Genomic DNA, 17,524 nt, shown 5'->3' with positions numbered 1-17,524 from the left:
GGGCTCGGCCGATGCGCGCCGCCGCCGGCACGGCGACGGTGCTGCTCGTGGGCCTGGCCGCCGTCTGGGGCCTCGCCCTGCTGCTGCGGTGGGGGGAGGCGGAGGCCGCCGCCCTCTCGCTCGGCCTCGTGCCGCTGGGCCTGCGTGCCCTCCCGAGCAGCCTCGTCAACCTGCCCGAGGGCTACTTCATCGACTACAAGCACTTCATGACCAGCCGGTGGACCGTGCGCGGAGCCATCCCCGACTCGGTCGGGCTGCTGCGTCCGGAGCGCATCACCGCGGTCGTCGACGATTCCTCCGCGCGACTCATCGCGGGCACCGCCGTGCTGAGCATCGTGGCCGCGGTGATGGCTCCGGTCGCGTTCCTCCGGCCCTGGCCCGACGACGCGTTCGTGGTCTCCGGCGGGATCGCCCTGCTCTGCTGCCTCGCGCTCGCCCTGCTGCTCACGCCGCGGCACACCACCTCCCGCCTCCTCCGATGGTTCCCCCGCGCCGCGGCCGCCGTGGTCTGCCTCGTCGCCGGCATCCAGGTCGCGGCGGCCCTCGGGAGCGGCTTCCACCTGCTCGGAGCGGCCCTGCTGTTCCTCGTCGGGTTGGCGGCGGTCGCCGTCGTCATCCCGGTGTCCAAGGGCGCGAAGTCGCTGGTCTGGTCGCGGGTCGGAGACGCGTTCGAATGGCTCGCCGTCGCGCTCGCCCTGCCGTCGGCCCTGCTGTACGCGAATGCGCTCTCCCTGGTTCGTGGAATGATGGCCGGATGAGCGGGAACGGCCCATCACAGTCCTGGCCGAGCGGGGGTCCGATCCCGCCGATGGCGCCCGGCGGAGACCGTCCGGGGGAGATCCCTGCGCTGCCGCCCGCCCTGATCGCGGCGCCCCCCGGTGTCGACGGCACGCCGCTGCGCCAGACGCCCGCGCCGCCCACGCCGATCGCCTCGTCGCGGCGCACCGTCCCTCGGCCGGCCGAGGGACTCGGCCCCGCCTTCCGCGGAGCCCCCGCCGGCACCGTTCAGCGGATCGCGGCCTTCACCCTCGACGCGGCTGCCGTGTTCCTCGCCTCCGCCGTCGTCCTCGTGCTGACGCAGAGCGTGCTGCTCGCCGCCCTCACGGTCTTCGAGCTCGCCCTGTTCCTCTGGGTGCTGGAAGCGCGGACCGGCCTCACCCTCGGCAACGCCGTGCTGCGCCTGCGCAGCGCGCGCGCCGACCGGCCGTGGTCGCCGGGGATCGGGCGCCAGTTCGTCCGCGGCATCATCACCGGAGCCGGCTTCCTCGTGGCTGTCGGCAGCTGGGTGGTCGTCGCCTCCAGCGCCTGGGATCGCGGCGGCAGACGGCAGTCCTGGGCCGACCGCGTCGCCGGCACCGTCGTGGTCGCCGTGCCCGCCAAGGCGGCCGTCGAGGCTCCGCCGGCTCCTGCCGCGGTGGAGGCCGCTCCGCTCGCTCCGCCGCAGGTCGTGCCGCTGGTGGCGGCGCCGTCCGTCGTGGACGAGGACTCCCAGCCCACCGACGCCCGCGCCGCCTCCCGCCGTACCGAGACCCCGGAACCGGCAGCACCCGGATCGGATCGGCCGCTCTTCACCGTCGCCCCCGCCCCGGCGCCGCAGACGGGCGCCGAGGCTCCCGCGCCGGAGACCGGGGCGCTCCTGCTCATCTTCGACACCGGCCAGCGGGTGCAGCTCGCCCTCCCCGTCGCCGCGAACCTCGGGCGCGGCCCCGTCGCCAGCGCGCACGACGACCGCCTCATCGTCGTCACCGACCCCGACGCTTCGGTCTCGAAGACGCATCTGCGCATCGAGCACTCCCGCGGCCGCACGTGGGTCACCGACTTCGGTTCCACGAACGGTTCCGACGTCCGCAGCGACGACGGCCAGACGACCGAGCTGGTCGCCGGCGAGCGCGTGCTCCTCGACGATGCCGACCGTGTCCGCATGGGCAACCGCAGCTTCACCATCAGCCTTCTGCTGGGCACCGACAGCAGCGCCGGAGAGAGAGCATGACAGGACCCCGTCTCGCCCCGCCCCGTGTCCCCTCCGGGAGGCTCCCGGTCCAGGCCCCGCCGGAGCTGCAGCCGAACGACGGCGGCATCGGGATCCTCGGGTCGCTACTGCCCATGCTCGGCAGCGTCGGCGCGATCGTCATGGTCACCATGTCGAACCAGTCCGTCACGGGTCTGCTCACCGGCGGCATGTTCCTGCTGTCCTCACTCGGCTTCGTCGCCGTCAACGGGTGGCGCCAGCGCTCCCAGCGGCAGGCGGCCACGCTCGGTGCCCGCCGCGAGTACCTCGCGTATCTGACCGAGCTGCGGCAGACCGTCCGCGTCGCCGCCCGCCAGCAGCGCCGCTCCGCGAACTGGCACCTGCCGGCGCCGTCGACGCTGCCGTATCTCGCGGAGGAGCGCACCCGCGTCTGGGAGCGCGGCGTCAACGACCCCGACTTCCTGTCCGTCCGCGTGGGCGTCACCGATCAGCCGCTGTGCGTCACGCTCGAAGCCCCGGAGCTCCCGCCACTGGCGCAGCTCGACCCCGTCGCCGCCTCGGCCGCGCACCGCTTCATGCTGACGCACGAGGTCCAGAAGAACCTCCCGCTCGGCGTCACCCTCCGCGACTACGCCCGCATCGAGATCACGGGTGACGAGGACGAGACGCGCGCGCTGGCGAGGGCAATGCTGCTGCACGCGGCCACCATGCACGACCCCGACGTGCTGCAGATCGTCATCGCCGCGGACACCGGCGTGCTCCCGCAGTGGGAGTGGGCGAAATGGCTGCCGCACACGCACTCGCGCACCGTGCGGGACGGCCTCGGCGCCGCCCGGATGATCGGCTCGCAGCTGTCCGAGCTCGAAGACATGCTGCCGCCCGAGGTGCGCGAGCGCTCGCGCTTCGCCCGCGACGGCTCCGGACCGAAGACGCCGCACATCGTCATCGTCACGGACGGCGCCACGACGTCGTTCAACGACGCCCTCGTCACCGGCGACGGCGTCCAGGGTGTCACCGTGATCGACCTGCCCGCCCGGTGGGGCGACCTCGACGACCCGAACGCCCTGCGCATCGCGTTCGAGACCGGCGGTGCGAGCACACGCGCCGAGCTCGTCAGCCTGCAGGTGCCCGCACGCCCGTTCGAGGCCGACGCGATCACCATCGTCGAGGCCGAGGCGACCGCTCGTCGGCTCATCGCCCTGTACTCGGGCGGCACGGCGATCGCGAGCAAGAAGAGCGCGACCGGCCAGGCCGAGCTCGTCGAGCTCCTCGGTCTTCCCGATGTGCGCGACCTCGACCTCGACGCCGCCTGGGCACCGCGCCTGGAGCGCGACCGGCTCCGCGTGCCGATCGGTCAGACCGACGACGGCAGCCCGCTCATCCTCGACATCAAGGAATCGGCGCAGCAGGGTATGGGCCCGCACGGCCTCATCATCGGTGCCACCGGCTCGGGGAAGTCGGAGGTGCTCCGCACGCTCGTGCTCGCGCTCGCGATGACCCACTCGCCGGAGCAGCTCAACTTCGTGCTCGTCGACTTCAAGGGTGGCGCGACGTTCGCCGGCATGGCCGACATGCCGCACGTCTCGGCCATCATCACGAACCTCGGTGAGGAGATCTCCCTCGTCGACCGCATGCAGGACGCGCTCCAGGGCGAGATGGTGCGCCGACAGGAGCTGCTGCGGGCCACCGGTCCGTTCGCCAACGTGGCCGACTACGAGAAGGCGCGTCGCGGCGGCCGCACCGACCTGGCGCCGCTGCCGGCCCTGCTCATCGTCGCCGACGAGTTCTCCGAGCTCCTGTCGGCCAAACCGGAGTTCGTCGACACGTTCGTCAACATCGGCCGGCTCGGCCGCTCGCTGCAGGTGCACCTGCTGCTGTCCTCCCAGCGGCTGGAGGAGGGCAAGCTGCGCGGCCTCGACACGCACCTCTCCTACCGCATCGGTCTTCGGACGTTCTCGGCGGCCGAGTCCCGCACGGTCCTCGGCGTGCCGGACGCCTATCACCTGCCCACGCAGCCGGGCGCCGGCATCCTGAAGTCCGACACCGAGACAATGACGCAGTTCCGCGCCGCGTACGTGTCCGGACCACCGCCGCGTCGTCGTCGTCGGGCCTCGTCCGGCTCCGGCCAGAGCACGGGTTCGACCGCGGTCGAGCTGTTCACCGCCGCGCCGGTGTGGCGGGCGGAGGCGCCGGTGGACGAGCCGGAGGTCGTGGTCGACGCCGAGCCGGAGGAGAAGCGCAACACCTTCGAGATCGCGGTCGAGTCCATGAAGGGACGCGGCCCCGCGGCGCATCAGGTGTGGCTGCCGCCGCTGGTGACACCGGCCACCCTCGACCAGCTCTTCGGCGACCTCGTCGAGGACCCGTCGCTCGGTCTCGTCTCCCCGCGCTGGCGGAAGGCGGGAGCGCTCACGGTCCCGCTCGGCATCGTCGACGTGCCGCTGGAGCAGCGCCGCGAGAACCTCGCGGTCTCGCTCGGCGGCGCGGCCGGACACATGGCCATCGTCGGCGCGCCCCTGAGCGGTAAGAGCACGCTCGCGCGGACGACGGTCGCCGCCCTGGCGCTCACGCACACGCCGCAGGAGGTGCAGTTCTTCGTCATCGACTTCGGCGGCGGCAGCTTCACCGGCATGCAGGACTTCACGCACATCAGCGGCGTCGCGACGCGGTCCGAGCCGGACGTCGTCCGCCGCACGGTGGCTGAGGTCACCAGCCTGCTGAACGCCCGCGAGGTGTACTTCCGGCAGCACGGCATCGACTCGATCGACGCCTACCGGCAGCGCCGCGGGCAGGGACTGGCCGACGACGGCTACGGCGACATCTTCCTCATCGTCGACGGATGGGGCACGCTCCGCGCCGAGTTCGAGATGCTGGAGCCGCAGATCCAGGCGATCGCCGCCCGCGGTCTCACCTACGGCGTCCACGTCGTGATCACGGCGGCGCGCTGGATGGAGATCCGGGCCAACATCAAGGACCTCATCGGCACACGCATCGAGCTGCGTCTGGGCGACCCGACGGACTCCGAGGTCAACCGCAAGGCGGCGGAGAACGTCACGGCCATCCCCGGCCGCGGCCTCAACGACCGCGGTCTGCAGATGCTCACGGCGCTGCCGCGTGTCGACGGCGTGGACGACGCGTCGAGCCTGCCGGACGGGATCGACGACCTCGTGGCCCGCGTCGCGGCGGCGTGGCACGGACCGGCAGGACCCAAGCTGCGCCTGCTGCCCTCGCGCATCAGCCATGCCGATCTGCGCGCCGTCGCGGCCGCGCAGTCGCCGGACGGCGCGGAGCCCCGCGAACTGCTGCTGGGTATCGACGAGGCGAACCTCGCCCCGTTCTCGATCGATCCGGTCGCCGAGCCGCTGCTGTATCTGTACGGCGACGCGGACTCCGGCAAGTCGTCGATGCTCCGCGGCGTCGTGCACGAGATCACGCGTCTGTACGGGCCGACCGAGGCGAAGATCTTCGTCGTCGACTACCGTCGTGCCCTGCTCGGCGAGATCCCGCAGGAATACCTCGGCGCCTACCTCACGTCGCATGAGATGACCGAGGGCGGGATGAACGAGCTCGCGCAGTTCTTCCGGAGCCGCATCCCCGGACCCGACGTCACGCCCGACCAGCTCCGCAGCCGGTCGTGGTGGAAGGGGGCGGAGGGTTTCGTCCTCATCGACGACTACGACCTCGTGGCGACCTCGCAGGGCAATCCGGTTGCGGTCCTCGCGCCGCTGCTCGCGCAGGCGGCCGACCTCGGCCTCCACGTGATCCTCACCCGCCGCACCGGCGGGGCGAGCCGCGCCGCGTACGATCCGATCATCCAGCGCATGACCGACCTGGGTGCGACCGGCATCCTGCTCTCGGGCAGCCCCGAGGAGGGCCAGCTCATCGGCAAGGTGAAGGCCGTTCCCGCGATTCCGGGCCGTGCGCAGATCGTCAGCCGCGATCGGGGCCTCGTCTCCGCGCAGCTGCTGTGGGTGCCGCCGAGCTACGAGTGACAACCGAGGAGAGACCGAGATGACCTTCGAACCGATGCCGGCCGCAACGCCGATGGTCCCACCCGTGCTGTACCTGCCCCTGAGCGTGACGTCGACGCCCGAGGAGCAGCTCGTCGAGATCCGGGAGCTGAAGGACGGGCGGCGTGCACTGCTCGCCTACACCGCCCTCGACCGGCTGCTGGAGCTCGCCGGCGAGCGGCAGCCCTGGGTGCTGGTGCGCACCGAGGACCTCGGTCAGATCAAGGAGGCGCAGCCCTACGATGTCGTGATCTTCGACCTCGACGTGCCCGCGTCCTACCGCCGGAACGGAGCCATCGCATGAGCCGCATCGCGATGGACCCGGAGGTGATGGCCGTCCATGCGGACATGCACGAGGAGGCGGTCGAGCTCATCGAGACGAAGCTCTCCGGCATCCCGACGGCCGTCGACGGCGGGCTCGCCTCCGACACGGTCGCCGCGATCATGCAGCGGGTGGGGGAGGGCGTCGACGCCCTCTACCGGATCAACGGCACCCTGGGAGAGATCGTCCGCGCCATCGCCGACGACGCGGAGACGAACGAGCAGGACGTGATCGACCAGCTCGACCCGGTCGCGGCCATCGTCGAGGACCTCTGATGACGATCGACACGACCACGTACGGCGACGCCGACCAGGTGCAGGCGGCCGCGGACTGGCTCGACCCCGACCTGAAGGACGCCGCAGACGTCTCCTCCAACGTCACGACCTTCATCCCGACCGGCGTGCGCGGGCACTGGTACGGCGAGTCGGCGGACGACTACGTCACGATCCTCTCGCGCACGACCGACGCCGCGAAGGAGATCAAGGACCTCGCCCGTGACGCCGCCGAGAAGCTCCGGTCGTACGCCGGGCAGCTGCGGCGCATGAAGGAGGACTTCGCGACGCACCGCGACAATGCGCGGGCGGCGGGGCTCCCGGTCAACGGGATGATCATCGGCCGGCCGGTGTCCCTGATCCCGGTGTGCCCCACCTCGCGCGACGACCCCTACTGGGACGAGTGGCAGGAGCACCTCGACCGCATCGAGCTGTACAACGAGATCGCCGCCGACGTCGGCTCCTGGTGGGGCGAGCTCGAGGTGTGGATCAGCGAGAACCTCGACGGCTTCCTCGGGACCATGCCGAGCCAGTCCACGGCGGACAAGATCCTGTCCGGTCTGCGGGAGGCGAGCGGCGAGGTCCCGAAGATCTACCTCGAGGGCCAGGGCCTGGCGTGGGCGGAGACGGCGGCCGAGCTCACCTCCCACGCGGAGGATCTGCGTCTCGGAGCATCGGACTTCGTTCGCGAGCTGCGCTCCGGCAACCCTGCCGTCAAGGCCGCCGCCGAGGCCGCCAACCCCACCGGCATGCGGTGGGCGGCTGACGAGGCCGAGGATCTGGCCCGCGGACTCTCTCGCGCGAGTCGGGCGGTGCCGTTCATCGGCTGGGGCGTCGACGCCTGGAACCTGGGCTCGGCGATGTCGTCGGGCGATGACCCGTCGTCCACCGCGGTGGAGATCATCGGCGGTGCGGCGGGTGGCGCGGCTGCGGCTGCCGGGGTCGCCGCGCTCGCGGCGGCCGGTGTCGTCACGCTCCCGGTCTGGGGCACGGCGGTGGTCGTCGGCGGGGCCGCGGTGGCGGTCGGTGCCGGTGCGGTGTGGGCGTACGAGAACTGGGTGCCGCAGGACGTCCGGGAGTCGATCGACGCCGGCATGGCGGATGCATGGGACGCCACGACGGACTTCGCGGAGGACGCCTGGGAGAACACGACCGACTTCGTGGGCGACGCGGGGCACAACATCGGCAAGGCGTGGAAGGGACTGTTCGGGTGACAGGGCAGCAGCAGTCGACGTCTCCGGAGACGATCTGGGTACCCGGTCATCCGGGGTGGCAGGGGCAGCAGCGGGCGACCACGGCACTCACCGTGTTCGGCGTCGTGTTCGCCATCGTGGTCCTGCTGTTCAGCCTGATCCTGTTCGCCGATCCGGCTCCCGCGATGAAGGGTCTGGGGATCGGTGTGCTCGCGGCCGTCGCCGTGGGCGTCTGGCTGCTGGTGGCCCATGCCCGTGTCTCGCGGGTCCGAGTCGTCCGGCCGGTCGTCGACGGTCCGGCGATCGCGTTCGGCGGGGCCGCGGGGATCGTCTGGCCGCTGCGCGCCCTCGCGCCCGTGGGGGCCCTGCTCCTCGCGGCGTGGGCATGGAGCATCTTCACGGTGCCCGCAGACCGACTGCCGCTCCTCACCCTGCTCCTCCTCCCGGTGGTCGCGCTGATCATGACGATCGCCGGCACCCGGTCGTGGTTCCGGGCTCCCTCCGCCCATCGCCTGACGCTGCGCCCGGACGGGGTGGAGCTTCGGATCCCGCGCAACAACGTGGCCGTGGCATGGGAGGAGGTCGTCGGCGCCGGCCTGGAAGGCAACCGCGTGGTGCTGCGGACGGCGACCGCGCAGCCGTCCTCGTGGGCGGCGGCCGACCTCGCGAGCGATCCTGTGCTCCTGGCCGAGCTCGTCACCTTCTACGCGAACCGTCCCGACGTCCGTGCCGAGATCGGTGCGGGCACGCTCGCCCGCCTGCGGTCCGGGGAGTTCTAGCGGTGCCTCTCAGCGGGCGCCGGCGGCGTCGGCGAGATGACGCGCCTCGTGGCCGAGGACCTTCACGATGATCCCGTGGCGCCGGAGTTCAGCGACGGTGCGCGCGCCCTCTTCGGCGTCGAGCCCCAGGGCCCGGATGTTCGCCACCACGACCACGTCTCCGGTCCGGAGCGTCGAGATGAGTCGCGCGAGGCGGTCGTTCCAGCTCTCCAGGATGTCCGGCGCCGGGTGACGGAAGCCCTCGATGGGCACGCCGAAGCGGGTGAGGTCGGCGCGCTGCTCGACGACCGACGGCATGCCCTCGCGGGCGACGACGAGGCCGACCAGGCGGGAGCCCGCGGGACGCGCGGTCCAGAAGTTGCGGTTCTGCTGCAGCTCCGTGAAGCACTTCGGGCACTTCGCTGCGTCGTGCGGGAGGTGGAGCGGGCTCGTCAGCGCATCGTCGAGAGACGGCGTCGTTCCCGCCGGGTCAATCGTGTCGCTCATCCCGCACCTCCGCCCTCTATTCTGCCCTGCCCAGGTGTCCCGCGGCGACCGGATCAGAGCAGTCCGAGGGCTCGGACCGCGTCCCGCTCCTCCACGAGCTCCGCGACCGAGGCGTCGATGCGCGCGCGGGCCCGGTCGTCGATCTCCAGACCCTCCACGATGCGCCACTCGCCGTCGACGGACTGCACGGGGAACGAGGAGACGAGGCCCTCTGGGACACCGTACTCCCCGCGCGAGACGACGGCGGCGGAGGTCCAGTCCTCGGTCCCGCGGACCCAGTCGCGCACATGGTCGATCGTCGCGCTCGCGGCGGAGGCGACGGAGGACGACCCGCGGACCTCGATGATCTCCGCGCCGCGCTTGGCGACCCGGGGGATGAACGTCTGGTCCAGCCACGCCGGGACGTCGCCGACGATCCGCTCCAGGGCATCCTGCACGGGCTTCCCACCGACGGTCGCATGCGACACGTCGGGGAACTGCGTGGCCGAGTGATTGCCCCAGGTGGGCACCCGCCGCACCGTGTGCACGGGGGCGCCGAGCGTCTGGGCGAGCTGGGCCCGTGCGCGGTTCTCGTCCAGCCGCGTGAGGGCGGTGAAGCGGTCGGCGGGCACGCCGTCGGCCGCCGCGGAGGCGATCAGGGCGTTCGTGTTGGCGGGGTTGCCCACCACGGTCACGCGGACGCCGGGGGCGGCGTTCGCGGCGATGGCGGCGCCCTGCGGCCCGAAGATGCCGCCGTTCGCGGCCAGCAGGTCGCCGCGCTCCATGCCGGGACCGCGGGGGCGGGCGCCCACGAGCAGGGCGAGGTCGCAGCCGTCGAAGCCGACCGCGGCGTCATCGGTCACCTCCACGTGCTCAAGCAGGTCGAATGCGCCGTCCTGGAGCTCCAGCGCCGCGCCCTCCGCTGCGCCGAGCCCCTGCGGGATCTCCAGCAGCCGCAGCCGCACCTTCTCATCCGGACCGAGCATGTCGCCGGCGGCGATGCGGAAGAGGAGCGCGTAGCCGATCTGTCCGCCCGCGCCGGTGATGGTGATCGTGGTGGCCATGTCACGAGCCTACGTCCGTCGCGGTGTCGGCGCGCGGAGTACCCTCGACGCATGACGTTCAATCCCGACGCCGACCTCTCCCGCAACACCACGCGCCGCCGCGGACGCACGGCGGCGATCGCGGGCGGCTCCGGCGTCGGCGTGCTCGCCCTGCTCGCCCTCATCGCCGGCCCCCTGCTGGGCATCGACCTGAGCGGACTCGTCGGCGGCGCGCCCGGGGGTGGGAGCGAGCCCGCCGGCGGTTCGGCCATCGAGAACTGCGACAGCGGTGCCGACGCGAACGCGAACGTCGACTGCCGGATGGCGGGGGCGCAGCTCGCGCTCGACGCCTTCTGGGAGGACAACGTGGAGGGGTATCAGGCTCCGCAGCTCATCGTCGTCGACGGAGCCACTTCCACGCAGTGCGGGACCGCCTCCAACGCGGTCGGCCCGTTCTACTGCCCGCCGGAGGAGACCGTCTACATCGACCCCACGTTCTTCCAGCTCATGCAGCAGCAGTTCGGGGCCTCGGCCGGGAACCTCGCGCAGCTCTACATCGTCGGGCACGAGTGGGGTCACCACATCCAGAACCTCCTCGGGGCGATGGAGAAGTACCCGAACAACGGGACGGGTCCCGGCAGCAACGGCGTGCGCATGGAGCTGCAGGCCGACTGCTATGCCGGCGGCTGGCTCGGCCGCGCGACCGAGCAGACCGACGCCGACGGCGATCCGTACCTCGAGAAGCCGACGGAGGAGCAGATCCGCGACGCCCTGAACGCGGCGTCGACCGTCGGAGACGATCACATCCAGGAGCAGTCCGGGCAGGTGAACCCGGAGACCTGGACCCACGGCTCCAGCGAGCAGCGTCAGCGCTGGTTCGCGGAGGGATACCAGAACGGGCTCGATGCGTGCGAGCAGGTGTTCACCCTCCCCGCCGATCAGCTCGACCCGTAGACCCGGCGCTCCCGCCGTTGTCAGATAACGTGGACTCGGCAGGACCGCACGACCGGTTGGGGGACCGAACATGACGAACACCGAGGGGCTCTATCCGCCCATCGAGCCGCACGAGACCGGAGTGCTGCTCGTCGGCGACGGGCATCGCGTGGCCTGGGAGATCAGCGGCAACCCCGAGGGCAAACCCGTCGTGTTCCTCCATGGCGGCCCCGGCAGCGGCACCTCGCCGTGGCAGCGCCAGTTCTTCGACCCCGACGTCTACCGGATCGTCCTTCTCGATCAGCGCGGATGCGGTCGGAGCACGCCGTCCGCCGCGGAGCCGGAGGCCGATCTCCGGCACATCACCACCGCGCACCTCATCGCCGACCTCGAGCTGCTGCGCAAGAATCTCGGCATCGAGACGTGGCAGGTGTTCGGCGGGTCCTGGGGCAGCGCCCTCGCGCTCGCCTACGCCCAGGCCCACCCCGACGTGGTCTCCGAGCTGATCCTGCGCGGGATCTTCACGCTCCGTCGCGCCGAGCTCGAGTGGTTCTACGAGGGCGGGGCGGCGGCGCTCTTCCCCGACCCGTGGGAGGACTTCATCGCACCGATCCCGGTCCTGGAGCGCTCGCGGATGATCGAGGCGTACCACCGGCGGCTGTTCGACCCGGAGCCGGCGGTCCATGAACCGGCGGCCCTCGCATGGGCGGCGTGGGAGGCGGCGACCGTCACGCTGCGCCCCGACCCGGAGCAGATCGCGGCGATGGCCGATCCCCGCCGGGCCGTCGCTTTCGCACGCATCGAGAACCACTTCTTCGTGCACCGCGGCTGGTGGGCCGAGGGGCAGCTGCTCGCGGGGATCCACGCCATCCGGCACATCCCGACCGTGATCGTGCAGGGCCGCCACGACGTGGTCACCCCGATGATGACGGCGTGGGACCTGCACCGTGCCTGGCCGGAAGCCGACTTCCAGGTGATCGATGACGCGGGGCACTCCGCCGCCGAACCCGGCATCCGCGCGGCTCTCCGCGCCGCGACCGATCGGTTCCGCCCCGAGGGCTGACGCGTTCCGCTCAGGCGCGGAGCGCGCGCAGCAGTGTCTTCACGAGGCCGAGGGCGCCGCCGTCCGCACGATGGCGGGTGAGGCCCTCGCTCACGGCGGCACCGGTGCGGGAGGAGGCGAACCACGGCGGCTTGGGGAGGATGGTCATCCGCCCTCCGCCGTTCGCGACGGGGAGCGAGCGCGGGAACGGCCGGAAGGGGCCGCGCAGCACGGAGCGCTCCACCCGATCCAGGAGCAGGGCGTTGTGGACGACGCCGATGCCGCTGCCGACGTCATCGATCGTGCCGCCGGGGAACGCGCCCCAGGTGAGCGTCGGCGTGATGAACCCGAAGGCGGTCCAGCCGTTGATCGCGATCGAGCCGTAGTGCAAGGCGGTGAGAGCGCGCTCGAACCCGCTGCCGAGCGCCTTCTCGGTCGCCGGGTCGATGAGCAGGTTCGCGCCGAGCGTGCCCTGCAGCTTCTCGTTCGCGTGGGCGACCGCGGCGTCGAGGAACTCCTGGCCCGTGCCGGGCAGGCTCACCACGCCGAGGACCGGCGCGAAGTACTCCGTGTTCTCCAGGGCCGAGGGGTCGTCGTCGGCATCGATCTCGACGAGGAGCCGGTCGCCGAGCACGAGGGCGTCCGGGTAGTCGTCCGCGGCGGACTGCATGCGGGAGGGGGCGCCGGGGTACCAGATGGGGCGCTCCGGAGCGGTGGCGTAGGCGCGGCGCAGTTCGGCGCGGAAGTCGTCGGCCTGGTCCCAGTCCGCGGAGAGGATGACGACCTGCCCCGCGATGCAGTTGTGGCCGCTGTTCTGCAGGCGCATGGTCGCGATGTGCTCGGCCTGGTACGCGAGGTCGGCGGCCGTCCACTTCCCCGGCACGACGATGATGGGGGAGACCCCGCCGAGTTCCGCGGTGATGGGCTTCTTCAGCAGCGGGCGGTTCTCGCGACGGCGGCGCTTCGTCGCGGCCGCCCCCTCGCCGGTCGACGGTCCCCAGACGATGGTGTCGAAGGTCGCTGCCGAGCCGGTGATGTGCACGTGGGCGAGGCCGGGGTGCTGGGTGAGGTAGGCGCCGGCGGCCGGGCCCCCGCGCACGATCCGCAGCAGGCCCGGCTCGATGAGTGGGGCGAGCGCGCGCTTGTAGACGGGGACCAGCGCATCCTGCGTGGGATTCACCTTCAGCAGGGCGGTGCGGTTGTGGGCGAGCAGTTCGTACAGCACGTCCAGCACGGGGATGGAGGTCACGTTCCCGGCGCCGAGCACGAGTCCGACGCCCCCGGACACCGTCGGCGTGCGCTGTGCCAGACCGGCGGTCGCGCGGGCGGTGTTCGGCGTGGTCCCCGGTTCGAGCCAGACCTCGCCGGTGAAGCCGGACAGCAGGAACCGGTCGATGCCGGTGAGGGGGAAGGCATGTACGCGCGCACGGCCGCCGGGTGCGCGGTCGACCCGGATGCCGTCGAGCGGATTCGCGCCGTTCGCGATCCGGGTGAGCGTGGCGATCGAGGCGTCGAGTGCTCCGAGGACGCTGTACGGGCCGCTCAGCCACTCCTCGCCGCGGAGCGGATGCCGCGCGTCCAGGCCCTTGGAGGCGGCGGCGATCGTCGCCCAGTCCTCCGCGGTCGCGGCGACGCTCGTGCGGACCTGCCGGAGCAGCGTCGCGCGCTGCGCCACGGTGAGCGCGGTCCACACCGCGGTCCCCGTCTGCAGATCGGCGACGGCGGCGTCGAGCCGTTCCTTCTCGCCCTCGCCGAGGGCGGGGGTGGCGGGCGCGGTCGTGGGCGCAGAAGTCATCGGCGTCTCCTTCGAACGGGCTTTCAGCTTAGGCGTCCGCGCGGAGATCCGCCGAGTGCGAGGACGATCAGATGATCGAGAGCTCGCGCAGCTTCGACTCCACGTCGGCGTTCGACGGCTCGACGTGGTGCGAGGCGTCGGGGTAGACCACGACGGGGATGTTCGTGCGGCCCGAGATGTCCTTCGCGATGTCCGCGGCGGCGGGGTCGGCGACCAGGTCGACATACGTGTACGCGACGCCGAGCTCGTCGAGCTGCTTCTTCGTGCGGATGCAGTCGCGGCACCAGTCGGCGCCGAACATCGTGATGGTGTCGGAGGCGGGGTTGGTCATGCCTCCAGCCTACGGCCGTGGGGGAGGGGTGGCTCCGAAGAAGCCCGCCAGTGCGGCGGCGAGAGGTTCGGGCGCCTCCTCCATGTGGTGCCCGCTGTCGATGCCGTGGCCGCGGACATCGTCGGCCCAGTCCCGCCAGATGCGGAGGGGGTCGCCGTAGAGCTCCTCGAGATCGTCGCGTTCGGACCACAGCACGAGGGTCGGCATCCGAAGCCGACGCCCGGCGGCGCGATCGGCCTCCTCGTGCGCGCGGTCGATCGTGAGGCCGGCACGGTAGTCCTCGAGCATCGCCCGGACGACCGACGGCTGCCGCACCGCCTGCAGGAACTCGGCGTGGTTCGCCGTGCCCATCGTCGCCGGGTCGGCCTTGGGCGCGTACCAGGCCTCCGGGTCCGCGCCGATGACGCGCTCCGGGATGTCCGGCTGGGCGAAGAAGAACCAGTGCCACCAGTGCGCGGCGAAGGTCGCGTCGCAGCGTCGGAGGTGCTCCGAGATCGGCAGGCAGTCCAGCAGGGCGACCTGTTCGACGGTCTCCGGGTGATCGAGGGCGAGTCGGAGCGCGACGTAGCTGCCACGGTCGTGCCCGACGAGGCGGAAGCTCTCATGGCCGAGTCGCTCGGCGACGGTGCGGATGTCGCGGGCGACGGCGCGTTTGGAATGGGCCGCATGATCGGCGGTGGGCGCCGGGCCGCAGGAACGCCCGTATCCGCGCAGGTCGGGGCAGATCACCGTGAAGCCGCGCTCGACGAGGAGCGGGGCCACCCGATGCCAGGTCGCCGAGGTGCGGGGGTGGCCGTGCAGCAGCACCACGGGCGGCCCCGAGCCGCCGTGGCGCACGAGGATGTCCGCTTCCGCAGTCGGGATCCGCGTGGTCGTGAAGCCGGGGAACAGCGCCTCGTCGGAGATGCTCATCGAACGGGGTCCGCTTCGTCCGGCAGCTTCTCGACCGGGACGATCACCACGTCCTGCACCTTCCAGTCCAGGTCGGCGATACCCTCGGACGCGGCGGTCAGGTCGGCCGTGCGGACGCCATGATGATGCGGCACCACGAACGCCTCGATGTGGAACACCTGGCCCTGATCCCGCATGCGCACGGCAGCCTGATCCACCCAGGGGCGGCTGCGCAGGTAGGAGACGACATCGCGGGCCAGCGGATGCGGCTCCGCGCTGTCGAAGGTGCGGGCGCGCTGGTCCATGAGGTCGACGATCGCCGTCTTCGTGTTGCGGAAGCCGTCCCAGATGATCCCCAGGGAGATGAAGAGGGCCGCAACTCCGTCGAGCCACCATATGCCCGCGCCGACGCCCAGCACTCCGACGATGGAGGCGACCGTCGTCTGCCAGTCGGCCTTGGCCATGTCGGCGTCGGCGTAGAGCAGCTTGTTGTGCAGGACGGGGGCGAGCTTGGCCTTGGCCGGACCGTAGAAGAACACCGGCCCGACGATCACGACGGCCATGACGGCGACCATCAGCCAGCCGAGCCAGATCGTCTGGCCGAAAACCTGTACGGTGCCGATGGTCGGATGCTCCCCGCGGATGAGCCCGGCGACGGCCTCGGCGGCGAGGTTCAGGCCGACCGCGAGGAGCGCGACACCGGCGACGAGGTGGCCGACGCCCATCGCGCGGTGGAGGCCGTAGGGGTGCTTCCGGGTGGGGCGTCGCCGCACGAACAGGAGCGCGAGGAGGAAGGCGAACTGCGGGATGAGCGACAGCATGTCCTCGATCCACGCCGTGCGCATCGCCTGGGACTCGCCCACGACGAGCGCGATCACGGTGATCGTGATCGAGGTGTAGACGATCGTGAAGATCTCCCAGCGCACGGCCTTGCGCGTGGCCTGCTGCTGTTCGTCGGGGAGCTCGGTGCGCCCGAACTGCTTCGTCCCGGTCATCGAGCGACCTCCTCGTCGAGAGAGGCCTCGAGGGCCGAGAGGAAGGCGTTCTCGCCGAGGGGCACGAGCATGACGAGCTCCCGATCTCCCGCGCCCTCGATACCCGGATAGCCGCGGGTCACGCCCGCCTTGTCGATCCACGGGGTGTCCGGCGTCAGTCCGCCGACCACGAGGTCGAGGTCGCCCGTCTCCAGCATGCCCACCAGGCTCTCCTCGGTCGCGACCGTCCACGTGACGTCCGCGTCGACGCTCGCGGCGAAGTCGTCGACGAGATCCACGACTGGCCCGCGCGGCTCGCCGCCGTCGACTTCTACGAGGCCCGGGTCGGGCGAGGTGCCGACCCGCAGCTCCCCGCCCGTGACCCGGTCCAGGGTGCCGTCCGGGTCCGCGGGGACCGTCATCCCGCATCCGCCGAGGGCTGTGGCCACGATGAGGCCGGCCAGGGCGCCGATCAGGCGTCGTCCGGCGGAGATCCGTCGATTCCTGTTGCTGCTCACGGAACAAGGCTGCCCCGCGGCGACGTCGCCGGCCAACGGCGTTGACGAGCGCAACCGTCGAAGGCTAGTCGCCCTTGAAGGTAAGGGTAGCCTTACCTATAGTGGAGGTATGAGCAGCGCGTGCGAGCACCTGGAGGATCCGGACTGGGAAGCGATGGAAGGAGCGGTGCTCATCGCCGGGGATGCGGCCGATGCCGGAGCCATCGCGCGCGTCGCGTCGCGGCTCCCGTGGGACGCGCACGGCGTCATCCTCATCGAAGCGGCGGCCCGCATCCAGTTCCGGCACATCGACGTCCCCCCGGGGGTCTCGGTCCGCTGGCTCGTACGGGCCGAGGGGACGCGCGCCCACGCGCGTGGCGAGCGCCTCGCGAACGCCGTCTACGCGTGGTGCCTGGAGTGGACGTGCAGCGAGCCCCCGGAGCATTGGACGGTGTGGCTCGGTCCGCACACGCCGCCGCACGTGGCGCGGATGGCGCGCAGCCTCCTCGGCGTCGCGAACTGACCCGCCTCAGCGGGTCGCGCCGACCGCGGATGCCGTGGCGTTGGCGGTGATCGCGTCGAGCGCGCGGCGGAGCGCCGAGCTCGACGTGTGCGCGGTGTACGGGAAGTACACGACCTCGACGCCCACCTCCGCGAACTCGCTCTCCAGCCGGAGGCCCTTCTCGGTGCCGCGCCAGTCGTCGCCCTTGAAGAAGTGGGTGAAGCGCACGTCGCGCCACGAGTCCATCTTCGACGGCGTCGTCTCGACGTAGACGTCGTCGACGAAGGAGATGTGCCGGACGATCTCGGCACGTTCGGCGGTCGGGATGACCGGCTCGATCCCCTTGACCTGACGCAGCATCTCGTCGCTCACGACGCCGGCGACCAGGATGTCGCAGTGCTGTTTGGCGTGTCGCAGCAGATTCAGATGCCCGACGTGAAAAAGGTCGAAAGCTCCGACGGCATAGCCGATACGCGTCCCCATGATCTCCCCAGATCGATCATTCC

18 protein-coding genes are annotated in these 17,524 nt (G+C 71.7%); 10 read left to right on the top strand and 8 right to left on the bottom strand.

Annotated features, from left to right (window positions below):
* The 7 genes from D8M34_RS18955 to D8M34_RS07035 form a co-directional block, all read left to right on the top strand.
* A partial coding sequence (locus D8M34_RS18955) for a hypothetical protein (protein ID WP_202976257.1) occupies positions 1-758 on the top strand: 758 nt, incomplete at its 5' end.
* 50 nt (positions 759-808) lie between these two features.
* A complete protein-coding gene (locus D8M34_RS07060; RefSeq protein WP_025104638.1) occupies positions 809-1,990 on the top strand; it encodes an FHA domain-containing protein in 1,182 nt (393 codons plus the stop codon).
* Positions 1,987-5,961 (top strand): type VII secretion protein EccCa, encoded by a 3,975-nt coding sequence (gene eccCa, locus D8M34_RS07055; protein WP_126893567.1) that lies wholly within the window; start codon positions 1,987-1,989, stop codon positions 5,959-5,961. Before D8M34_RS07060 ends, eccCa begins: the two co-directional genes overlap by 4 nt.
* Before the next feature lie 19 nt (positions 5,962-5,980).
* Positions 5,981-6,283, top strand: a complete 303-nt coding sequence (locus D8M34_RS07050; RefSeq protein ID WP_085604937.1) for an SAV_915 family protein — start codon at positions 5,981-5,983, stop codon at positions 6,281-6,283.
* Complete coding sequence (locus tag D8M34_RS07045; RefSeq protein WP_062635420.1) at positions 6,280-6,576, top strand: hypothetical protein; 297 nt, start codon at positions 6,280-6,282, stop codon at positions 6,574-6,576. The genes D8M34_RS07050 and D8M34_RS07045 overlap by 4 nt, the downstream gene beginning before the upstream one ends.
* Positions 6,576-7,787, top strand: a complete 1,212-nt coding sequence (locus tag D8M34_RS07040; RefSeq protein ID WP_025104634.1) for a hypothetical protein — start codon at positions 6,576-6,578, stop codon at positions 7,785-7,787. Before D8M34_RS07045 ends, D8M34_RS07040 begins: the two co-directional genes overlap by 1 nt.
* Positions 7,784-8,545, top strand: a complete 762-nt coding sequence (locus D8M34_RS07035; RefSeq protein WP_126893566.1) for a PH domain-containing protein — start codon at positions 7,784-7,786, stop codon at positions 8,543-8,545. Before D8M34_RS07040 ends, D8M34_RS07035 begins: the two co-directional genes overlap by 4 nt.
* A 9-nt stretch (positions 8,546-8,554) precedes the next feature.
* Here the strand turns inward: D8M34_RS07035 and D8M34_RS07030 are convergent, their stop codons facing one another.
* Entirely contained in the window at positions 8,555-9,031 is a 477-nt protein-coding gene (locus D8M34_RS07030) for a dehydrogenase (RefSeq protein WP_025104632.1), read from the bottom strand.
* A 53-nt stretch (positions 9,032-9,084) separates the two neighbouring features.
* On the bottom strand, positions 9,085-10,074 hold the full coding sequence (locus tag D8M34_RS07025; RefSeq protein ID WP_126893565.1) for a malate dehydrogenase: 990 nt from the start codon (positions 10,072-10,074) through the stop codon (positions 9,085-9,087).
* A gap of 51 nt (positions 10,075-10,125) precedes the next feature.
* On the opposite strand from D8M34_RS07025, the gene ypfJ reads away from it, so the two are divergent.
* Both ypfJ and pip read left to right on the top strand, forming a co-directional pair.
* Entirely contained in the window at positions 10,126-11,007 is an 882-nt protein-coding gene (gene ypfJ, locus D8M34_RS07020) for a KPN_02809 family neutral zinc metallopeptidase (protein WP_126893564.1), read from the top strand.
* A 70-nt stretch (positions 11,008-11,077) separates the two neighbouring features.
* A complete protein-coding gene (pip, locus tag D8M34_RS07015; protein ID WP_126893563.1) occupies positions 11,078-12,049 on the top strand; it encodes a prolyl aminopeptidase in 972 nt (323 codons plus the stop codon).
* A gap of 10 nt (positions 12,050-12,059) precedes the next feature.
* Here the strand turns inward: pip and D8M34_RS07010 are convergent, their stop codons facing one another.
* The 5 genes from D8M34_RS07010 to D8M34_RS06990 all read right to left on the bottom strand — a co-directional run bounded on the left by D8M34_RS07010 (position 12,060) and on the right by D8M34_RS06990 (position 16,537).
* Positions 12,060-13,823 (bottom strand): aldehyde dehydrogenase family protein, encoded by a 1,764-nt coding sequence (locus tag D8M34_RS07010; protein ID WP_025104628.1) that lies wholly within the window; start codon positions 13,821-13,823, stop codon positions 12,060-12,062.
* 67 nt (positions 13,824-13,890) lie between these two features.
* Positions 13,891-14,154 (bottom strand): glutaredoxin family protein, encoded by a 264-nt coding sequence (locus tag D8M34_RS07005; RefSeq protein ID WP_025104627.1) that lies wholly within the window; start codon positions 14,152-14,154, stop codon positions 13,891-13,893.
* Positions 14,155-14,163: 9 nt separating this feature from the next.
* On the bottom strand, positions 14,164-15,066 hold the full coding sequence (locus D8M34_RS07000; RefSeq protein ID WP_126893562.1) for an alpha/beta fold hydrolase: 903 nt from the start codon (positions 15,064-15,066) through the stop codon (positions 14,164-14,166).
* Positions 15,063-16,040, bottom strand: a complete 978-nt coding sequence (locus D8M34_RS06995; protein WP_126893561.1) for a cation transporter — start codon at positions 16,038-16,040, stop codon at positions 15,063-15,065. The genes D8M34_RS07000 and D8M34_RS06995 overlap by 4 nt, the downstream gene beginning before the upstream one ends.
* Positions 16,037-16,537, bottom strand: coding sequence for a hypothetical protein (locus D8M34_RS06990; RefSeq protein WP_238695611.1), 501 nt, complete (start codon positions 16,535-16,537; stop codon positions 16,037-16,039). Before D8M34_RS06990 ends, D8M34_RS06995 begins: the two co-directional genes overlap by 4 nt.
* A gap of 109 nt (positions 16,538-16,646) precedes the next feature.
* Here D8M34_RS06990 and D8M34_RS06985 point away from each other — a divergent pair, with 109 nt between their 5' ends.
* Positions 16,647-17,039: an SIP domain-containing protein gene (locus tag D8M34_RS06985; protein ID WP_102208730.1), complete on the top strand. Its 393-nt coding sequence runs from the start codon at positions 16,647-16,649 to the stop codon at positions 17,037-17,039.
* Positions 17,040-17,045: 6 nt separating this feature from the next.
* Here the strand turns inward: D8M34_RS06985 and D8M34_RS06980 are convergent, their stop codons facing one another.
* Entirely contained in the window at positions 17,046-17,501 is a 456-nt protein-coding gene (locus D8M34_RS06980; RefSeq protein ID WP_025104624.1) for an adenylyltransferase/cytidyltransferase family protein, read from the bottom strand.
* Between the last annotated feature and the right edge of the window lie 23 nt (positions 17,502-17,524).

It is taken from the genome of Microbacterium sp. HSID17254 (assembly GCF_003989315.1).
Taxonomy (GTDB): domain Bacteria; phylum Actinomycetota; class Actinomycetes; order Actinomycetales; family Microbacteriaceae; genus Microbacterium.
Note: the sequence above shows the minus strand (reverse complement) of the source record. Positions and strands in the feature narration are given on the sequence as shown.

Excerpts from the sequence above, each read along its gene's own strand:
- D8M34_RS07060 (WP_025104638.1), top strand. The coding sequence starts at position 809 with ATGGCGCCCGGCGGAGACCGTCCGGGGGAGATCCCTGCGCTGCCGCCC.
- eccCa (WP_126893567.1), top strand. The coding sequence starts at position 1,987 with ATGACAGGACCCCGTCTCGCCCCGCCCCGTGTCCCCTCCGGGAGGCTC.
- D8M34_RS07050 (WP_085604937.1), top strand. The coding sequence starts at position 5,981 with ATGACCTTCGAACCGATGCCGGCCGCAACGCCGATGGTCCCACCCGTG.
- D8M34_RS07045 (WP_062635420.1), top strand. The coding sequence starts at position 6,280 with ATGAGCCGCATCGCGATGGACCCGGAGGTGATGGCCGTCCATGCGGAC.
- D8M34_RS07040 (WP_025104634.1), top strand. The coding sequence starts at position 6,576 with ATGACGATCGACACGACCACGTACGGCGACGCCGACCAGGTGCAGGCG.
- D8M34_RS07030 (WP_025104632.1), bottom strand. The coding sequence starts at position 9,031 with ATGAGCGACACGATTGACCCGGCGGGAACGACGCCGTCTCTCGACGAT.
- D8M34_RS07025 (WP_126893565.1), bottom strand. The coding sequence starts at position 10,074 with ATGGCCACCACGATCACCATCACCGGCGCGGGCGGACAGATCGGCTAC.
- ypfJ (WP_126893564.1), top strand. The coding sequence starts at position 10,126 with ATGACGTTCAATCCCGACGCCGACCTCTCCCGCAACACCACGCGCCGC.
- pip (WP_126893563.1), top strand. The coding sequence starts at position 11,078 with ATGACGAACACCGAGGGGCTCTATCCGCCCATCGAGCCGCACGAGACC.
- D8M34_RS07010 (WP_025104628.1), bottom strand. The coding sequence starts at position 13,823 with ATGACTTCTGCGCCCACGACCGCGCCCGCCACCCCCGCCCTCGGCGAG.
- D8M34_RS07005 (WP_025104627.1), bottom strand. The coding sequence starts at position 14,154 with ATGACCAACCCCGCCTCCGACACCATCACGATGTTCGGCGCCGACTGG.
- D8M34_RS07000 (WP_126893562.1), bottom strand. The coding sequence starts at position 15,066 with ATGAGCATCTCCGACGAGGCGCTGTTCCCCGGCTTCACGACCACGCGG.
- D8M34_RS06995 (WP_126893561.1), bottom strand. The coding sequence starts at position 16,040 with ATGACCGGGACGAAGCAGTTCGGGCGCACCGAGCTCCCCGACGAACAG.
- D8M34_RS06985 (WP_102208730.1), top strand. The coding sequence starts at position 16,647 with ATGAGCAGCGCGTGCGAGCACCTGGAGGATCCGGACTGGGAAGCGATG.
- D8M34_RS06980 (WP_025104624.1), bottom strand. The coding sequence starts at position 17,501 with ATGGGGACGCGTATCGGCTATGCCGTCGGAGCTTTCGACCTTTTTCAC.